Annotated in this window: 15 protein-coding genes; 3 read left to right on the top strand and 12 right to left on the bottom strand. The window is 71.6% G+C overall.

Annotated elements, in window-relative coordinates:
* Positions 1-53: 53 nt before the first annotated feature.
* From truA to infA, 8 genes are all read right to left on the bottom strand, one after another.
* Positions 54-860 carry a tRNA pseudouridine(38-40) synthase TruA gene (gene truA / locus ON36_RS04175; RefSeq protein WP_043647795.1) on the bottom strand — a complete coding sequence of 269 codons (807 nt, stop codon included), beginning with the start codon at positions 858-860 and terminating at the stop codon, positions 54-56.
* A gap of 129 nt (positions 861-989) precedes the next feature.
* Positions 990-1,499, bottom strand: a complete 510-nt coding sequence (rplQ, locus tag ON36_RS04170; protein ID WP_043647751.1) for a 50S ribosomal protein L17 — start codon at positions 1,497-1,499, stop codon at positions 990-992.
* A 47-nt stretch (positions 1,500-1,546) separates the two neighbouring features.
* Entirely contained in the window at positions 1,547-2,605 is a 1,059-nt protein-coding gene (locus tag ON36_RS04165) for a DNA-directed RNA polymerase subunit alpha (RefSeq protein WP_022567324.1), read from the bottom strand.
* Between the two features lie 91 nt (positions 2,606-2,696).
* Entirely contained in the window at positions 2,697-3,302 is a 606-nt protein-coding gene (gene rpsD / locus ON36_RS04160) for a 30S ribosomal protein S4 (RefSeq protein WP_043647748.1), read from the bottom strand.
* A gap of 21 nt (positions 3,303-3,323) precedes the next feature.
* Positions 3,324-3,737, bottom strand: coding sequence for a 30S ribosomal protein S11 (gene rpsK / locus ON36_RS04155; RefSeq protein ID WP_019045110.1), 414 nt, complete (start codon positions 3,735-3,737; stop codon positions 3,324-3,326).
* A gap of 9 nt (positions 3,738-3,746) precedes the next feature.
* Positions 3,747-4,118 carry a 30S ribosomal protein S13 gene (gene rpsM / locus ON36_RS04150; RefSeq protein ID WP_043647746.1) on the bottom strand — a complete coding sequence of 124 codons (372 nt, stop codon included), beginning with the start codon at positions 4,116-4,118 and terminating at the stop codon, positions 3,747-3,749.
* A 211-nt stretch (positions 4,119-4,329) separates the two neighbouring features.
* Positions 4,330-4,443: a 50S ribosomal protein L36 gene (gene rpmJ / locus ON36_RS04145; RefSeq protein WP_011207363.1), complete on the bottom strand. Its 114-nt coding sequence runs from the start codon at positions 4,441-4,443 to the stop codon at positions 4,330-4,332.
* 154 nt (positions 4,444-4,597) lie between these two features.
* A complete protein-coding gene (gene infA / locus ON36_RS04140; protein WP_003418601.1) occupies positions 4,598-4,819 on the bottom strand; it encodes a translation initiation factor IF-1 in 222 nt (73 codons plus the stop codon).
* A 283-nt stretch (positions 4,820-5,102) separates the two neighbouring features.
* Here infA and ON36_RS36735 point away from each other — a divergent pair, with 283 nt between their 5' ends.
* Positions 5,103-8,870 carry a nucleotide-binding protein gene (locus tag ON36_RS36735; RefSeq protein WP_306306896.1) on the top strand — a complete coding sequence of 1,256 codons (3,768 nt, stop codon included), beginning with the start codon at positions 5,103-5,105 and terminating at the stop codon, positions 8,868-8,870.
* An 11-nt stretch (positions 8,871-8,881) separates the two neighbouring features.
* On the opposite strand, the gene ON36_RS04130 is transcribed toward ON36_RS36735, so the two are convergent.
* A complete protein-coding gene (locus ON36_RS04130; protein WP_052313629.1) occupies positions 8,882-9,382 on the bottom strand; it encodes a DUF4254 domain-containing protein in 501 nt (166 codons plus the stop codon).
* Between the two features lie 173 nt (positions 9,383-9,555).
* On the opposite strand from ON36_RS04130, the gene ON36_RS04125 reads away from it, so the two are divergent.
* Complete coding sequence (locus tag ON36_RS04125) at positions 9,556-10,365, top strand: GntR family transcriptional regulator (protein ID WP_245557887.1); 810 nt, start codon at positions 9,556-9,558, stop codon at positions 10,363-10,365.
* On the top strand, positions 10,362-10,931 hold the full coding sequence (locus tag ON36_RS04120) for a GNAT family N-acetyltransferase (RefSeq protein WP_052313628.1): 570 nt from the start codon (positions 10,362-10,364) through the stop codon (positions 10,929-10,931). The genes ON36_RS04125 and ON36_RS04120 overlap by 4 nt, the downstream gene beginning before the upstream one ends.
* Here ON36_RS04120 and ON36_RS04115 read toward each other — a convergent pair.
* The 3 genes from ON36_RS04115 to eccD are packed head-to-tail and all read right to left on the bottom strand — an operon-like array spanning position 10,917 to position 17,866.
* Positions 10,917-14,990, bottom strand: a complete 4,074-nt coding sequence (locus tag ON36_RS04115; protein ID WP_043647741.1) for a type VII secretion protein EccC — start codon at positions 14,988-14,990, stop codon at positions 10,917-10,919. The two genes, ON36_RS04120 and ON36_RS04115, sit on opposite strands and share 15 nt — an antisense overlap.
* Positions 14,991-16,409, bottom strand: a complete 1,419-nt coding sequence (mycP, locus tag ON36_RS04110) for a type VII secretion-associated serine protease mycosin (RefSeq protein WP_043647739.1) — start codon at positions 16,407-16,409, stop codon at positions 14,991-14,993.
* Positions 16,406-17,866, bottom strand: a complete 1,461-nt coding sequence (eccD, locus tag ON36_RS04105) for a type VII secretion integral membrane protein EccD (protein WP_373281769.1) — start codon at positions 17,864-17,866, stop codon at positions 16,406-16,408. Before eccD ends, mycP begins: the two co-directional genes overlap by 4 nt.
* Positions 17,867-17,906 lie beyond the last annotated feature (40 nt).

Raw genomic sequence — 17,906 nt, 5'->3', positions numbered from 1 at the left:
GCTCACCGGGGCGATACGGGATCGACCGAAACATTTTGTGGTTTATATCACACTCAGCTGCCGCAGCAGCCGCCTTCCGGCACGCTCCGCGTTTCGCGGGTCTGGGCGTTGCGGGCGGCGAGCTCGGCGTCATCGGGGTAGTCCACCGCGACCAGGCTCAGCCCGTGCGCGGGCGCGACCGTCACGGCACTCGACCGCTCGGTGGCCGACAGCAGCCCGGCGACCCACTCCGGGGTCCGCCTGCCCTCCCCCACCGCCAGCACCGCGCCGACCAGGCTGCGCACCATCGACCAGCAGAACGCGTCCGCGCTGACGTAGGCGGTCAGCGCGTCGCCCTCCCGCTCCCAGTCGTAGCGCTGCAACTCCCGGATGGTCGTCGCGCCCTCCCGGCGGCGGCAGAACGCGGCGAAATCGTGCAGCCCGAGCAGCGCGCCCGACGCCGCGCGCATGGCGTCCAGATCGAGGCCGGGCTTGCAGGGCACGACGCTGCGCGCCCGCAGGGGATCCGCCCCGTAGGGGGCCGTGGTCAGCCGGTAGGCGTAGTGCCTGCGGATCGCGGAGAAGCGGGCGTCGAACTCCGCGGGCGCGAGGCGGACGTCTGTGATCCGCACGTCCTTGGGCAGGAAACGGGCCATGCGGTGCAGCAACCGCGGCGGGTCGAGCTCGCCGGTGGTGTCGAAGTGCGCCACCTGCCCCTCGGCGTGCACGCCCGCGTCGGTGCGGCCCGCGACGGTCAGCTGGATCGGCTCCCGGAAGACCTTCGACAGCGACTCCTCCAGCGTGCCCTGCACCGTCCGCAGGCCCGGCTGACGGGCCCAGCCGAGGAAATCGGTGCCGTCGTAGCTGATTCCGAGCCGCACCCGCCGCGGTGCGCGCACCTGCTCGTCCACCGGTTCCTCCACCACAGTCGACTCCTCACACCCTGCTCGAAACGAACCGAGCCCGCCGATCCCGGAGGGGATGGGCGGGCCCGGTCAGGCTGAGAACGCTCAGGCGTCCTTCTTCTCCTCGGCGGCCTCGTCGGCAGCCGGAGCCTCGGCGACGACCTCTTCGGTCTTCTCCTCGGCGGCCTCGGCCGGAGCGGCCTCGGCCTTCTGGGAAGCGGCGACGCGACGGGCCCGGTCGGCCTCGTTGGTCACGGTCTTCTCGCGCACGAGCTCGATGACGGCCATCGGCGCGTTGTCACCCTTGCGCGGCAGCGCCTTGGTGATGCGGGTGTAGCCACCCTCGCGACCCTCGAACGAGGGGCCGATCTCCGCGAACAGGGCGTGCACGACGTCCTTGTTGCGGATGACCTTCATGACCTCGCGACGGTCGGCCAGGGTGCCGCCCTTCGCCTTGGTGATGAGCTTCTCGGCGTAGGGGCGAACCGCCTTGGCCTTCGACTCGGTGGTCGTGATACGACCGTGCTCGAAAAGCGCCGTGGCCAGATTGGCGAAGATCGCCTTCTGGTGCGACGCCGACCCGCCGAAGCGGGCACCCTTCTTGGGCTTGGGCATTGGATTCTCCTTGGGGAAGACGCGACCGGGGTGCCCCCCGAGTCGGTCTAGAGCTGTTCGGTCTCGGCGTAGTCCTGCTCGCCGCCGTCGGTGTCACTGAAGGTGCCGGAATCGCTCCAGGTGCCGGTGCTCGCGTCGTAACCCACCACGGAGGACGGGTCGAACGAGGCGGGCGAGTCCTTCAGCGAGAGGCCGAGCGCGTGCAGCTTGACCTTGACCTCGTCGATGGACTTCTGGCCGAAGTTGCGGATGTCGAGCAGGTCCGACTCGGTGCGGGCGACGAGCTCGCCCACGGTGTGCACACCCTCGCGCTTCAGGCAGTTGTAGGACCGGACGGTGAGGTCCAGGTCCTCGATCGGCAGACCGAAGGAGGCGATGTGATCCGCCTCGGCCGGGCTGGGGCCGATCTCGATGCCCTCGGCTTCGACGTTGAGCTCACGGGCCAGGCCGAAGAGCTCGACCAGGGTCTTGCCGGCCGAAGCCAGCGCGTCCCGCGCCGTGATGGAGTTCTTGGTCTCCACGTCGAGGATGAGACGGTCGAAGTCGGTGCGCTGCTCGACACGGGTGGCCTCGACCTTGTAGGTCACCTTGAGCACCGGGGAGTAGATCGAATCCACCGGGATCCGGCCGATTTCCGCGCCGGTCGCCTTGTTCTGCACGGCGGGCACGTAACCGCGGCCCCGCTCGACGACCAGCTCGATCTCGAGCTTGCCCTTGTCGTTCAGGGTGGCGATGTGCATGTCCGGGTTGTGCACGACGACGCCGGCCGGAGGCACGATATCGCCGGCGGTGACGGTGCCCGGGCCCTGCTTGCGCACGTACATGGTGACCGGCTCGTCCTCCTCGGAGGACACGACCAGACCCTTGAGGTTCAGGATGATGTCGGTGACGTCTTCCTTCACACCGGGAACGGTGGTGAACTCGTGCAGGACACCGTCGATGCGGATGCTCGTGACCGCGGCCCCCGGGATCGAGGACAGCAGGGTACGCCGCAGCGAGTTGCCGAGGGTGTAGCCGAAGCCCGGCTCGAGGGGTTCGATGGTGAACTTCGAGCGGTTCTCCGCCACGACCTCTTCGGTCAGTGTCGGACGCTGGGAAATCAGCATGAGGATCTACTTCCTGTTCAGGGCGCCCACTATTTGACGCCTGGTCAGTGACTGTGAGGCCGCCACCGTCGGCGGCCTCACCAGCAGTTGCTTACTTCGAGTAGTACTCGACGATGAGCTGTTCCTGCAGCGGCACATCGATCTGGGCACGCTCGGGGAGCTGGTGCACCAGGATCCGCAGGCGGCCGGGGACGACCTGCAGCCAGCCGGGAACCGGACGGTCGCCCAGGGTCTCGCGCGCGACCTGGAACGGCAGGGTCGGCAGCGACTTCTCCTTGACATCGATGATGTCGTACTGGGAGACCTGGTAGCTCGGCACGTTCACCTTGACGCCGTTGACCAGGAAGTGGCCGTGGCTGACCAGCTGACGGGCCTGACGACGGGTACGGGCCAGACCGGCGCGGTACACGACGTTGTCCAGACGCGACTCGAGCAGACGCAGCAGGTTGTCGCCGGTCTTGCCCTTGAGGCGGTTGGCCTCTTCGTAGTAGCGGCGGAACTGCTTCTCCAGCACGCCGTAGGAGAAGCGAGCCTTCTGCTTCTCCTGCAGCTGGAGCAGGTACTCCGACTCCTTGATCCGCGCGCGGCCGTGCTGGCCGGGCGGGTACGGACGACGCTCGAACGCCTGGTCGCCTCCGACGAGGTCGACGCGCAGACGACGCGACTTGCGGGTGATGGGGCCTGTATAACGAGCCATTGTTCGCTAAATCCTTTCCCGCTAGACGCGACGCCGCTTGGGCGGACGGCAGCCGTTGTGCGGCTGCGGGGTGACATCGGAGATCGAGCCCACTTCCAGGCCGGCGGCCTGCAGCGAACGGATCGCGGTTTCGCGGCCCGAGCCCGGGCCCTTCACGAACACGTCGACCTTCTTGACACCGTTCTCCTGCGCCTTGCGGGCAGCGTTCTCGGCGGCGAGCTGCGCGGCGAACGGGGTGCTCTTACGCGAACCCTTGAAGCCGACGTGACCCGACGACGCCCACGAGATGACATTGCCCTCGGGGTCGGTGATCGAGACGATGGTGTTGTTGAACGTGCTCTTGATGTGCGCGTGGCCGTGCGGGATGTTCTTCTTATCCCGGCGACGCGACTTCTGAGTCTTCTTCGGGCCAGCGGCCCGGCTCTTCGGAGGCATACGCTATCCCTACTTCTTCTTGCCGGCGACGGTCTTCTTCGGACCCTTGCGCGTACGCGCGTTGGTCTTGGTGCGCTGACCACGAACGGGCAGGCCACGACGGTGGCGGATGCCCTGGTAGCAGCCGATCTCGATCTTGCGGCGAATATCGGCCTGAACCTCGCGGCGCAGGTCACCTTCGACCTTGAACTCCGACGCCTCGATGTAGTCGCGGAGCTTGGTCAGGTCGTCGTCGCTGAGATCCTTCGAACGCAGGTCCGGGCTGACGCCGGTCTGGTCCAGGATCTCCTTGGCGCGGGTGCGCCCGATGCCGAAAATGTAGGTGAGTGCGATCTCCATGCGCTTTTCGCGCGGGAGGTCGACGCCCATGAGACGTGCCATGTGGCAGTTCCTTAATCGTTGCGGAGGTCTGCTCCCTGTCCGTCCCCCCGTCTTGAGGTGGGGGCACCGGCCTCCGTACCGGTGGTTGGCGCACACGCCCCGGGCCGCCCTCGCGGGTGTGCCCGAATTCCCACAGCGTGTGGCTGGAGCTGGGAGTTTCTTCAGATGTGCCAATCCGATCAGACGATCGGTGCGTGGCGGTGAGGGACGATCAGCCCTGACGCTGCTTGTGGCGCAGGTTGTCGCAGATCACCATGACCCGGCCGTGACGGCGGATCACCTTGCACTTCTCGCAGATCTTCTTGACGCTCGGCTGAACCTTCACGTCCGTCCAATCTTCTTGTGGTTCACAGGGGTGTGAACACAGTTTTTCCCCAGCCTGTCGACTGGGGAAGTCTGTTGTCCGTCGCGACCTGGGCCACGACGTGAACGAGCGTCGCGCCCCACCGGCTCACACCGGGTTCGCGACGCCGCGGGCTTCACTTGTAGCGGTAGACGATCCGGCCGCGGGACAGGTCGTACGGCGAAAGCTCCACCACGACGCGGTCCTCGGGAAGGATGCGGATGTAGTGCTGCCGCATCTTTCCGCTGATGTGCGCGAGAACCTTGTGGCCGTTCTCGAGCTCGATGCGGAACATCGCATTGGGCAGCGGTTCGACAACCCGACCCTCGACCTCGATGGCCCCGTCTTTCTTCGCCATATCCTCCGCGATCCCGGTTACGCTCAACCTGACTTGGATTGCCTCGTCTCTGAGCACGTGTGACCATGGGTGGGCACGCGCATTCAGTCGGCGCATAGGTGCACCGCCGCTCAAGCTTACCGGCATGCCCGGTTTCAGGCAAAAACGCCCCCTCGGGGCGCGAACCGGACGGTCTTCGGTCCGCCGAACCGCCCGCCGGGGGCGGTGGGTTGTCGCGTAAACTCTGCGGCGTCCGAGAGTGGGTCGAGCAGATCGAGGGGGACCTGGTGCGCGGAGGACAGCCGTGAGCCGCAACAACGACAGTCTCCCCATGCTCCCGCCCTGGTTGTCCGAGAGCGACGTCAGCCAGGCGGGCTACGAGGCACCGGTCGAGAACCTGCCGCACGAGGAACTGATCGACGAGGTACCGAAGCGGCGCCGTTTCCTCGGGCGCGGCGGCGGTGACGCCGACGAACCCCGCGAATCCCGCCGCGACAAGCGGAAGGGCAGGCGCCGGCCCGAGCCGGAGGCGCCCGCCGAGCCGACCACCACCGAGCACACGGGCTCGTCGTGGGGAGCGCCGTCCGTGCCCCCGCGCAGGCACCCCGCGCAGGACGCCGGCTCCCTCGGCGCGGGCCCGGCCGTCGGCGCCCCGCACGCCGACGGCGCCCGGAGTCACAGTGACGGTGACCGGCCCTCCTTCCAGTCCCCGCCCGGACCCGAACCGCGCCCGTCGGCACCCGTCGGGCAGAGCCCAGCGACCACCGCTTTTCCCGACGGCCCGCCGACCGGCGCCCACTCCTCGGCGCCCGGCCCCGCGCCCACGGCCTTCCCCGACGGCCCGCGGGCCGGCCACCGGCCACAGGCACCGGTCGGACCCGGCCCCGCGCTGCCCGACGCTTACCCGCCCGCTCCCGTAGCACACGGACCGGCCCCGACCGCCTTCCGCGACGACCCCCGACCCGACGCCCTCCCGCAGGCCCCCGTCGGACACGGCGCCGACCCGCGCTTCCCCGACGGCCCGCCGACCGCCGTCCACCCGCAGGCACCGGTCGGGCCCGGCCCCGCCCCCACCGCCCACCCCGACCAGCGTCCGCAGGCGGATACCGGTCAGCTCGCCCAGGACCCGGCCGAGTCGGTCCGCCGGGCTCCCGAGCGCCTGTCCGCGCCGGCGCAGACGGGCCTGCCCACCCGCAACCCCGGCCCCCTGTCCGACGGCTTCCGTCCCCTCGGCACCCCGTCGCGCCCGGACCTCCCGCCGCCGCCCCCGCTCCCCGAGCAGCCGCCCGCCGACCGCGAGGTCCCCCGCGCGCCCTCCCCCGCCGACACCAACGCCACGGTCGTCTTCCCGACCGAGCCGAGCGACGCGACCGCGGTGCTCCCCGCACCACCGGCCCCCGACGCATACGGGGCCCTCACTCGACCCGACGCCCACGGAAGCGACGCGGCGACGACCCCGCCCACCTCGCTGACGCACAGCCCCTCGGCTCGACCCGACACCCTCGGTGCCGACGCGACGAGAGTCCTGCCCACGTCACCGGCGCCCGACGCGCGGACGACCGCCGTACCGCCGACCTCCGCACCCCCCGCGACCGGGGCCACCGGCACCCGGCCTGACGGCACCGGCGCGGCCACGCCCGACGCGCACGCCACCCGACCGGACCGCCTCGCCGCCGATACGACGGCAACCCCGCCCACCTCCGCAGACCCCCGGACATCGCCCACCCGGTCCGGCCCCGAAGCCGCGCCGACCCCGGCGCCCGAGGCACCGGTCCGCCCGGACACGACCACGGCGACCGGCACGACGACCGCGGACGACCGCCCCGCCTGGCTGACCGGCACGGCCGCGGAAACCGGTGTGCCGCAGCGGTCCACGCCCCCGTGGGCCACCCCGGACGCGGATCGGGCTTCCACCACGGCGGCGCAGCCGGAGTCGGGCGCCGCGCCGCGCCCGGGGCTCCCGCCCGCGCCCAGCGAGGTCGCCGCCGAGCGCACCCCGCCGCGCAGGCTGACCGCGCCCGTGGACGATGCCGCCACGAAACCCGCTTCCCGCCGAGAAGACTCGGCGGCCTCGGCACCCGAGGCCGACGCGTCCGCCCCGGCGATGGCACGCGGAACGTCGGGCGAACCGGCTACCGGCGCGGACTCGGCGGCGCGCGGCACCCACGCGACGGCCACGCCGGACGACGGTGACGACGCGAACCACGCCCTCGGCGAGGCGCCCACACGTGACAGCGGCGCCGGACCGGCGGTGCCCGCGGACGGCGCCTCCGCGGCGGCCGTCGACGGCGGGCAGGCGGCGCCGAGAGTCGCCGGTACCGCGCCGGACGGCACCACCGGCGACCCGGTATCGCTCGGCGACCCGTCGACCGGTCCCACCCCCGATGCGACCCGGACCGGGCACCCGGACGGTCCCCACGCCGGTGGACGCGAGACCCTCTCCGCCCGAGACACTTCCGCGAGGGACGGCGCCACGAGCCCGGACCACGCGGAATCGTCGGCGACGGGCCGCCATCACCGCGCGCCGTCCGCCGAGACGGGCCGGCCGGACGGCACGGGCGCCGGCGCCGGCACGGGTGGCGCCGTCCCCGTCGACAGCGCGACGATTTCCCCGCTCGCCTCCCCGTACGCCTCGACCACCGCGGCACCCGGACCGTACCCGCTGTCGGGGGCGGCCTCCCCGTACGCGGGCCGGGGCCCCGAGTCGCCCTACGGCGCGCCGTCGGATCCGCGCTTCTCTCCGCCGCAGGCCCCGCACACCGGCGCGCCGAACTCGCCGTACGCCACGCAATCCGGGGTTGTACCGGTCACCGCCGACCCGAACAATCCCTACGCGCAGCCGGATCCGCGGTCGCCGTACGCCGGCCAGGCCGGTGTTCCCCCGTACGGGGGCCCCGGACCGGACTCGCCGTACGGCACCCAGGCCGTGCCGCCCGTGACCGGCGACCCGAACGTCGCCTACCAGCGTCCGCCGGCGCCGGAGAGCCATCCGGACCGGTCCGGCGCACCGCAGGCGCCCTATCCCCCGCAGGCACCGGCGCCGCAGCAGTACGCCGCGCCCCAGCAGTACGGGTCCGGCGAATTCGCCCAGCCCGCACCGCACTACGGCCCGCAGGGCCACCCGCAGCAGCCGGTGCAGGGCTTCCACCCGCCGTCGCTGGACAACGTCCCGGTGCGCCGGGCGAAGAAGGCGCCGGGCGCGGGATGGCGCAAGGCCGTGCACCACATGTCCGGCGGCGCGATCAATCCGGGGATGTCGGCCGAGGAGCGGCGGCTGCAGGAACTGGTGGCCCGCATCCGGCAGCCGGTGCGCGGCGACTACCGGATCGCGGTGCTCTCGCTCAAGGGCGGCGTCGGCAAGACGACGACCACCATGGGTCTCGGTTCGATCTTCGCCTCCATCCGCGGCGACCGGGTGATCGCGGTCGACGCCAACCCGGACTTCGGCACGCTCTCCCAGCGCGTCTCGCTGCAGACCCGCTCGACGGTGCGCGACCTGTTGCTCGACCAGAGCATCGAGCGCTACTCCGATGTGCGCAGGCACACCTCGCAGGGGTCGAGCCGGCTGGAAGTGCTTGCCAGCGAACGGGATCCGGCCGCATCCGAGGCGTTCAACGACGAGGAGTACCGCGCGGTCGCGCGCATCCTGCAGCGCTTCTACAACATCATCCTCACCGACTGCGGCACCGGCCTGATGCACTCGGCCATGTCGGGCGTGCTGGATCTGGCGCACTCGCTGGTGCTGATCTCGTCGGCGGCGATCGACGGCGCCCGCAGCGCGGCGGCCACGCTGGACTGGCTGTCGCTGCACGGCCACGACCACCTGGTGCGCAACGCGGTGGTCGTGATCAACCTGCCGCGTGAGGGTTCACCGAATGTCGGTGTGCAGCAACTGCGGGAGTACTTCCTGTCGCGCTGCCGCGCGGTGCACATCATCCCCTACGACGCGCACCTGTCCGAGGGCGCGGAGATCGATCTCCACCGGCTGCACAAGACGACCAAGCGCGCCTACGTGGAGCTGGCCGCGACGGTCGCCGACGACTTCGCGGCCGATCACCGGCACTTTCCCTGACGGGCCGCCGGTCACCACTCGGGCAGTCGCCGTCGCCCGGCGAGCACGTCGCGCACGAGGTCGTCGTAGGCGTCGGCCAGTTCGGCCAGATGGTGCCAGGCGCAGTGCAGCATCTCGTCGCTGGCGGCGAGGGTCATCAGCGCGTGGTGCGCGCGGACCGATGACTCGGCGAGCCGGTCGATGACGGCGCCGATGGTCTCGGTGTGCAGGGTCGCGCCGAGCCGGTGCTGCGGGACGCTGCGGGCCACCCAGTCGTCGATGGCGAGGATGAGTTCACCTCGGCGGCACTCGATCTCGCGCACCACGGCGGGATCGTCGTCGACGCGGCCGCCGCGCCCGACCACCCGCTTCTCGTGCAGGACCGCCAGGTCGCGCGCGAACCACAGCAGGGGACCCCCGACGACGCGATGCCCGCGACACGCCCGGACGAGGAGATCGGAGACCGGGAGCAGCCCACCGCTCTCGGGCGGTGCGGTGGGGTCGACACACCGGAGCGTGTCGGGGAAAGCCATGACGACCGTAGAACTCTCCGAACCAGCCACGTTGCCTCGCTGTCGTTACCGCCCAGCACCGGATCAGGACGTTCATTACAATAAACCTCGCAAGCAACCTGTCAAGCATTACTCGGCCGTAGGTAACCCCGACGAGTACACTTCGTTACCTGCACGACCTACCGAGGAGCATGATGGCGGACGGTCCGACCTACCTCCGGATCGCAGACCTCCTCCGTGAGGAGATCCGCGCGGGCACGTGGAAGCCGGGCGACCGGCTGCCGAGTCATTCCGAACTGGCCGGTCGGATGCAGGTCTCGATCACCACCGCGCGCAACGCCATTCAGATCCTCGTCGCCGAAAACCTGGTCTACACAGCGACTTCCCGCGGCACCATCGTGCGCAGCCAGGAGGTGCTGGAATCGGTGGTGACCGACCACATCCGGCCCGACCGGCCCACCTCGGCGCACGACATCTTCTCCGAGATCGCCCGCGCGGCCAACCGCGAACCGGCCAAGGAGTTCAGCACCCGGATGGAGCCCGCCGACCCCCAGGTCGCCCGGTGGCTCGGGGTGCGCGAGGACTCCTGGGTGCTGGCCCGCACGGTGGTCCAGTACCTGGACAACGAGCCCTGGTCGTGGGAGGTCAGCTTCTACCCGCGCGATCTCGCCGAGGCCGCGGGCATCGACTCTCCCCACGACATCCCCGAGGGCACCACCCGCAGGCTGGCCGACCGAGGCCACGGCGAGACCGCGCACCGCGACACCGTGGTGGCCCGGCCCGCCTCCACCGACGAGGCCGCCGTGCTCGGCGTCGCGCCGGGCACGGTACTGCTGGACCATCTGCGGATCGGCGCCAACCACGAGCGGGTCACCCGGGCGACCCGCCACCGCTGCCCGGCGGGCCGCAACCGGCTGGCCTATCAGCTCGGCGACGCGGCGGGCACCGCCGTCATCGCCCGCACCCTCGGTATCGCGCCCGGGACACCGGTTTCGGTGCCATGACCGTCGGCATCCGCCCGGCCACACTGGGCGACCTCGCGCTGATCTGCCGGCTGCGCGTGCAGCGCACCGCGTGGCTCACCGCGCGCGGCTCGGACCAGTGGACGGTGGCGGGCCGCGGGCGGCCGATCGAGATCTTCGCCGGCGCCGTCGGCCGCGGCATCGACGCGGGCGAGACGTGGATCGCCGAGGTCGAGGGCGTGCCCGCCGGGACCATCACCGTCAACCAGCGGTCCGACCCGGGGCTGTGGACGCCCTGGGAGCTGGCGGAGTCGGTGATCGTGCACTTCATGATCGTCGACCTGCGCTTCGCGGGCCGCCGGGTCGGCGACCGCCTGCTCACCCACGCCGCGCGCCAGGCGCACCGGCTGGGCCGGGCGTGGGTGCGCCTCGACGCGTGGACCACCAACGAGGGCCTGCACGACTACTATCGCCGCGCCGGTTTCACGCTGACCCGGTTCGCGGGCCCCTCCGCGGACGGACCCTCCTGCGCGCTGTTCGAGCGGCGCACCAGCAGCTGGGTGCTCGAGGAGGGGTCCTTACCGGTGGCGGTCCTAGAGGGGCGGTAGATCCGCGATGTGCACCAGCTCGATCCCCCGGCTGCGGGAGATGAGGGTGCCGCGGCCGGGCGGCATCTTGCTGGGGCGTACCTCGCCGATCAGCTTGCCCTCGTCACGCGAGCCGCTCATGATCAGCGCCTGCACCGACAGGTTCTTCATCGCGCCGAGGATCGGGTCGTAGAGGGCGCGCGAGACGCCGCCGGTGCGGCGGGTGATGATCAGGTGCATGCCGATGTCCCGTGCCTGGGGCAGGAATTCGACCAGCGGCGCGAACGGGTTGATCGAACCGGTGGCCACCATGTCGTAGTCGTCGACGATGATGTAGATCTCCGGTCCCGACCACCAGCTGCGGTCGCGCAGTTGCTGCGGGGTGATGTCGGAGCCGGGGATCCGCTTGGACAGGTAGCCCGCGACCTCGGCGATCATCGGCCCGCAGGTCTGCGACGAGGTCGAGTAGCCGGCGAGCTGGTCGCCCTCGATCGCGCCGAGCATGGTGCGCCGGTAGTCGATCAGGATGATCCTGGCCTCCTGCACGGTCGCGTTCTCGGCGATGCCCGCGACGATGTTGCGCAGCAGGGTCGTCTTGCCGGACTCGACGTCGGCGAAGGCCATGAAGTGCGGTTCGGCCGCGAAATCCAGGATCAGCGGCTGCAATTCGGACTCGCCGAGGCCGACGGCGATCTTGGTCGGGCCCAGTTCCAGCCCCGCCTCGGCGGCCGCGGCCAAGACCTGTTCGCGCGGGAACCGCAGCGGCAGCATGCGCACCTCGGGGGCGCGGCGGTCGCCGTAGAGCTCGATCAGGCCCTCCTTGGCCCGGGTGACGCCGTCGGCGAGGGTGGCCGGGTCGGAGTCGGAGTCGAGGCGGGGCAGCGCGATGAGCATGTGCAGCTGCTGCGGGGTGAGACCGCGGCCGGGGCGGCCGACCGGCACCTGGTGCGCGGTGCGCCTGCCCATCTCCGAGTCGCCGGGGTCGCCGAGCCGCAGCTCCAGCCGGGTGCCGATCTGGTCCTTGACCACCGGACGGATCTCCGCCCAGCGCGAGGCGCCGATCATGACGTGGATGCCGAAGGAGAGGCCCTGGGCGGCGATGGCGTTGATGGCGGGCTCGAGGGTGTCGAATTCCTCGCGCACCGCGGCCCAGCCGTCCACGACGAGGAACACGTCGCCGAACAGGTCGGCGGCCAGGGGGTCGCCGGGCGCGGCGGTGGTGCCGTTGATCCGCCGGGCCTCCTGGGCGGAGAACTTGCGGCGCCGGAACTCGGCCATGGATTCGATGCCGAGCTCGGCGAACCGCTCCTCGCGCTGGCGCATGAGGGTGGTGAGCTCGGCGACGGTGCGGCGCACGCGGTCGCCGTCGAGGCGGCCTGCCACCGAACCGACGTGCGGGACGCCGACCAGGCCCGCCATCGAGCCGCCACCGAAGTCAAGGCAGTAGAACTGCACCTGCTCGGGGGTGTGCGTGGCGGCCGCGGCCATGATGATGGTGCGCAGCGTGGTCGACTTGCCCGACTGCGGGCCACCGACGACCGCGACATTGCCCTGCGCGCCGGACAGATTGATGGTGAGCACGTCGCGGCGCTGCTCGTAGGGCTTGTCGATGACGCCGATCGGCATCCACAGCTGTCCGTGCCGGTTGACCGGGGAGGTCCAGTCCGGATCGGGCAGCAGCATGTCGGCGGTGGGCGATTCGTCCAGCGGCGGCAGCCACACCTCGTGCGCGGGCCTGCCGTGCCCGGTCAGGCGCTTGACCACGACGTCGAGCAGGCTGTCGGGAATGCCCTCCTCGACCGGGGGCACGCCGTCGGCGGGCGGGGGCGGCGGCAGTTCGGGCAGGCCGCGCAGCGCGGACTCGCCCGCCTCGGCGTCCTCGGTGTCGGGCTCGGGCGCCTCGACCGGGCTCGCGGTGAAGACGACCGGGCGCTGTCCACGAACGGGCACGCCGTCGTCGCCGGTCACCGTGCCCGCGGGCGCGACGTAGGGGCCCGAGACGTAGCTGGCGTTGAAGCGCAGCGGTTCGGAGGCGTCGCTCTTGAGGTAGCCGGCGCCGGGCACGCTGGGGAGGTGGTAGGCGTCGGTGATGCCGAGGACCGCGCGGGATTCGTTGGCGGAGAAGGTGCGCAGGCCGATCCGGTAGGACAGGTGCGACTCCAGCCCGCGCAGCTTGTTCTCCTCGAGTCGCTGCGAGGCCAGCAGCAGGTGGACGTGCAGCGACCGGCCGAGGCGGCCGATCATGACGAACAGTTCCGCGAAATCGGGCTTCTGCGAGAGCAGTTCGGAGAACTCGTCGACCACGACGAACAGCGCGGGCAGCGGGTCGAGCGGCACGCCGGCGGCCCTGGCCTTCTCGTAGTCGTTGACGTTGGCGTAGTTGCCCGCCGAGCGCAGCAGCTCCTGGCGCCGGTTCATCTCGCCGGCGAGCGCGTCCTTCATGCGGTCGACCAGCGACAGCTCTTCCTCGAGGTTGGTGATGACCGCCGCGACGTGCGGCAGCGAGTCGAGGCCGAGGAAGGTCGCGCCGCCCTTGAAGTCGACCAGCACCAGGTTGAGCGCGTCCGGGGAGTGCGTGGTCACCATGGACAGCACCAACGTGCGCAGGAACTCCGACTTGCCCGAACCGGTCGCGCCGATGCACAGGCCGTGCGGGCCCATGCCGTTCTCCGCCGATTCCTTGATGTCGATCTCGACGGGGGTGCCGTCGGGGGTGATGCCGATGGGCACCCGCAGCCGTTCGCGCGCGGTGCGCGGCCGCCACACCCGGGCCGGGTCGATCTGCGCGGCGTCGGGAATGCGCAGCAACGCCATCAGGCCGGGATCGGAGGCCGCGCCCTCGCCGAGGCTGACGATCTGGGCGGCGGTGGCCAGGCGGTACCGCGCGAGGCCGCGGGAGAACGACGTCGCCTCGGCCACGCTCACCTCGTCGGCGGTGGCGAAGCGCTCGACACCGGCGGCGCTGCGGGCCGACACCGCGCCGTCCTCGACGACCAGCTGGAGCCCGCGGCGGGCGGCGAGGCCGTGTTCGGGGGCGGTGAGGTCGAGCACGGTGACCGAGTCGAGGCCGGACTCGCTGATCAGGCGTTCGTTGCCGCTGATGTAGCCGTCGTCGATGACGACGACCAGGTGCAGCCTGCCCTGGGTCGGTTGCGGGTTGCGCATGAACCGGCCGCGCTCGAGCAGCTCGGCCGACAGCGCCGACTCCAGTTCGCCCAGCGAGGTGTAGAGCATCCGGGCCGAGCCCATGCCGTCGCGCAGGTTCGGGTGCTGCACGTGCGGCAGCCATTTCGTCCACGCCCAGTACCCGTCCGGGTCAGCGGAGACGATCGCGACGGCGAGGTTGTCCGGGCCGTGGAAGGTGGTGAGTTCCATGAGCATGGCGCACACCAGTTTCCGCGCCTCGGCCGGGTCGCCACCGATGTTGATGGCGGGGAACGCGCGCAGCGACACCGCGGTCGGCAGGTCGTGCACCACGGAGTGGGTGCGCACGAAGCGGCGCAGCGCCACGGTCGAGACCGGTTCGAGGTCCTCGAGCGGGCCGGTCTCGGGGCGGGCCAGTTTCGTGGCGAGGCGGTGGCTGCCGACGCCGACGCGCACGTGCCCGAAGTCCGGGTCGTTGGGCCTGCGCTCCCACATGCGCCGGGTGCCGATGAGCGAGGACAGGTCAGCCGGTTCCGGATGACTCCAGATCAGGGTCTCCAGCTGCTTGGTTCCGGTGCCGCGCACGTCCTTGCGCACCTGGTCCAGGTAGCGGAAGTAGTCCTTGCGTTCCTCGTTGAGCTCGACGGCGCGCTTGGGGCCGCCGCCGCGCATGCCCGCCATCATGCCGACCATCGACATGAGCATCATCATCGGGAACATCATCATCATCGGATTGGCCAGCAGATTGCGGCCCATCGTGGCCATCATCGCGATCATGCCGACGACGGCGACCACCATGATGATCGGCATCAGCTTCATCATCAGCGGCGCCGGGATGGCGCGCTGGATCTCCGGCGGCGGGGTCAGCGCGACCTCGCCGCCCGGTGCGCGCGGCGGCGCGATCCGCGGCCGCCGGACGAAACCTTCGGTTGCCATCTAAGCCCCCTGGTCGAATTCCGAGTTCAGGTCGGCCCGCCGTGGACGGAACGGGAAGCCGAATGCGGCGCCGAGTCCCAGCGCGGTCAGCAGGACCAGCGCGCCGATGATCGCGACCCGGCGTGGACGCGGGTCCGGGCCGGGCGGGATCACCGGCGCCGCCACCGGGTGGCCGCGGTCGGCGCCCGCCGCGATCGGGTCGGCGGGCAGCTGCGCGGTGAGCGCGGCCAGCGGGTCGATCAGGCCCGCGCCGATCGCGTCGTCGCGACCGCGTCCGGGCGCGTGCGCGGTGCGGGTGATCCGCTCGATCACCTGGGCGGCCGTCAGCTCGGGGTACTTCGCGCGCACCAGCGCAGCGAGACCCGCGACGTACGGGGCCGCGAAACTGGTCCCGTCGACGGGCTGCACGCCCTGCATGGTCTGCACGCCGTCGACCAGGCCGACGCCGCCGGGCTTGGAGTCGAGGGAGACGATGTTGCGCCCGACCGCCGCCGCGCCGACCCACGGGCCGTGCAGCGACAACGCCGACGGGGTGCCGTCGGCGTCGACGGAACCCACGGCGAGGACGTACGGGCTGAACCAGGCGGGCGTGGCGACGGTGCTCACGCTCGCCCACCCCGACCCGGCGTTCTGGGTCTCGCACGCCCCGCCCTGCTCGACGTTGCCCGCCGCGGCGACCACGACGACGTTGCGCTCGTAGGCGTACTTCACCGCCGCGCCGAGCGCGCCGTCGGCGGTCGCGGAACCGGCCGAGCTGCAGGCGACTTCGGAGATGTTGACGACCGTGGCGCCCATGTCGACGGCGCGGACCACGGCGGCGGCGAGGGTGAGCACGCTGCCGTACCCGTCGCTGCGCAACTGGTCCTGCGGCTTCTCCGCGCCGCGCCGGTCCTTGGCCTCGTAGGCGAGGCTGAGCTGCCGGATGGTGAGGATCTCCGCCTCGGGCGCGACCCCGACGAAGGCGTCGGCCGGATCGGGGCGCGCGGCGATGATGCCCGCCACCAGGGTGCCGTGCCCGTCACAGTCGACGGTGCCGTCGGTGTCGCTGACGTAGTCGCCGCCCGCCTGCAGGGCGGGCAGCCGGGGGTGCCGGTTGACGCCGGTGTCGATGACGGCGACCTTCTGGCCCGCGCCGCGACTGAACTGCCAGGCGGCGGGCAGATCGAGGACCCGTTGCGCCGCCGGTGGTTCCGTCGGCGCGCCGGCCCGCAGCACCGGTTCGGCGCACAGCTGGCGCTGTTCGGTCGGCTCGAGCGGCGCCGGCCTGCCGCTGAGCGCCAGCGCCGCGCCCAGCGCGCCGTCGTCGATGGTGGGTGGTCCGATGGCCAGCGCCGTGCCGGGCGCGAGCGCGGGTCCGGCGAGGACGCCGACCACACAGCTCACCCCGAGCAGCGCGCGCGCCACCCCGCTGCGAGTCATATGTTCCGGGCGAGGGAGTAGACGTCCATCACCCACAGGGCCAGCGGCACCAGCGCGATGATGAGCAGGTACTCGAAGATCTCGATCATGCGCCGGGTCACGGGGGTGACCTCGACGAGCGGGCCGATGACACCGAAGGCGACCACCGCGCCCGCGGTGGCGAGCAGCAGGGCCACCGCCGCGAAGTCGAGCGCGCTGTGGCCGAGCCCGAGGCCGGTCACCACGGCCAGCGCGGTGAGCGCGCCGCCGGCGATGAGCGTGCCCGCCTGCACCAGGTCGGCGTAGGAGCGGCCGCGCAGGCAGAGCACGATCGCGGTGATGATCGCGAGCGCGACGCCGCCGGAGTGGAAGGTGCCGAACGGGTCGGCCGCGCCGAAGGCGCCGATCCCGATGGCCAGCGCGCACGCGACGACGAGGCCGGTCTGGATCTGGTTGGCGGTGCGGGCCCGTTCGCCGAGGCCGGCGGCCGAGGGCAGGGCGATGGCGCCCACGGCGCCGATGCCCTCGATGGTCGGGCGCTGCTCGTGGTCGGCCGGGTCGATCGCGCCACCGGCGGTCGGCACGGGCGGGATGGGCAGCCGGGCGACCAGCGCGGCCAGCCGCTGCACCGAGGACAGCACGAGGAACCCGGCGACGAGCACACCGGCGAACAGCTTCGGCAGGCCCGGATGCCAGATCAGGTACACCGTGGCCGGTACCGCGGCGAACACGCTCGCCAGCACCGCGCAGGCGAACAGCCCCGCCCCGGTGCCGGTGACCCGCTGACCGAGGATCGCGGCGACCAGCACGGTGACCCCGCCGAGCAGCACGCTGCCCGCGCCGACCGGTCCCGGCACCACCAGCGCGCCGCCGCCGAAGAACAGCAGCAGCGCGTCCAGGGACAGCCAGTTCGCGGTGAGCGTGTCGTCGTACTTGCGGGCGGCGATCCCGGCGGCGGCCGAGGCGACCACGGCGGTGCCGAGCAGCGCGAAGGCGGGCAGCAGCGGATCCGAACTCGCCCGCGACACCGCGAGCAGCCCGAGCGCGGCCACGATCGCCACGGTCGCGACGACCAGTCCGGTCCACCGCGCGGCGCCGCCCGACCAGGCGCGGAATTCCCGCGCGGTGAGCCGGGACACGGCGTCGATCACGTCGTCGAAGAGCGCGGGCGACTCCTTGCGGGTCACCGGGCTCAGCACAAGCAACTCACCGTCGTAGACCTCGGCCTCGGTGAGGGTGCGGCTGGGCGCGAGCGGATCCTGACCGAGCCGGGCCAGGGTCCAGTGCTGGGCACGGACCGGCGCGGCGTCCTCGTCCCCCTCCGGCAGGCGCGGATCGCGCGAGCGGATCAAGGTCACCAGATCCCCGATGAATCCCGCGATCGGGACCGTGGCGGGGAGCCCGATATCGAGCTGGGTGTCACCGCCGATCACCGAAACCCGGCACAGTTCGGGTTCATTGCCTAACAACGTCGACACCAGTGATGAACTCTCAGTCGTAGCTGACTACTTCCGTTGC

It is taken from the genome of Nocardia thailandica NBRC 100428, from assembly GCF_000308795.1.
GTDB classification, from domain to species: Bacteria; Actinomycetota; Actinomycetes; order Mycobacteriales; family Mycobacteriaceae; genus Nocardia; species Nocardia thailandica.
This window is presented reverse-complemented; position numbering and strand designations above follow the sequence as displayed.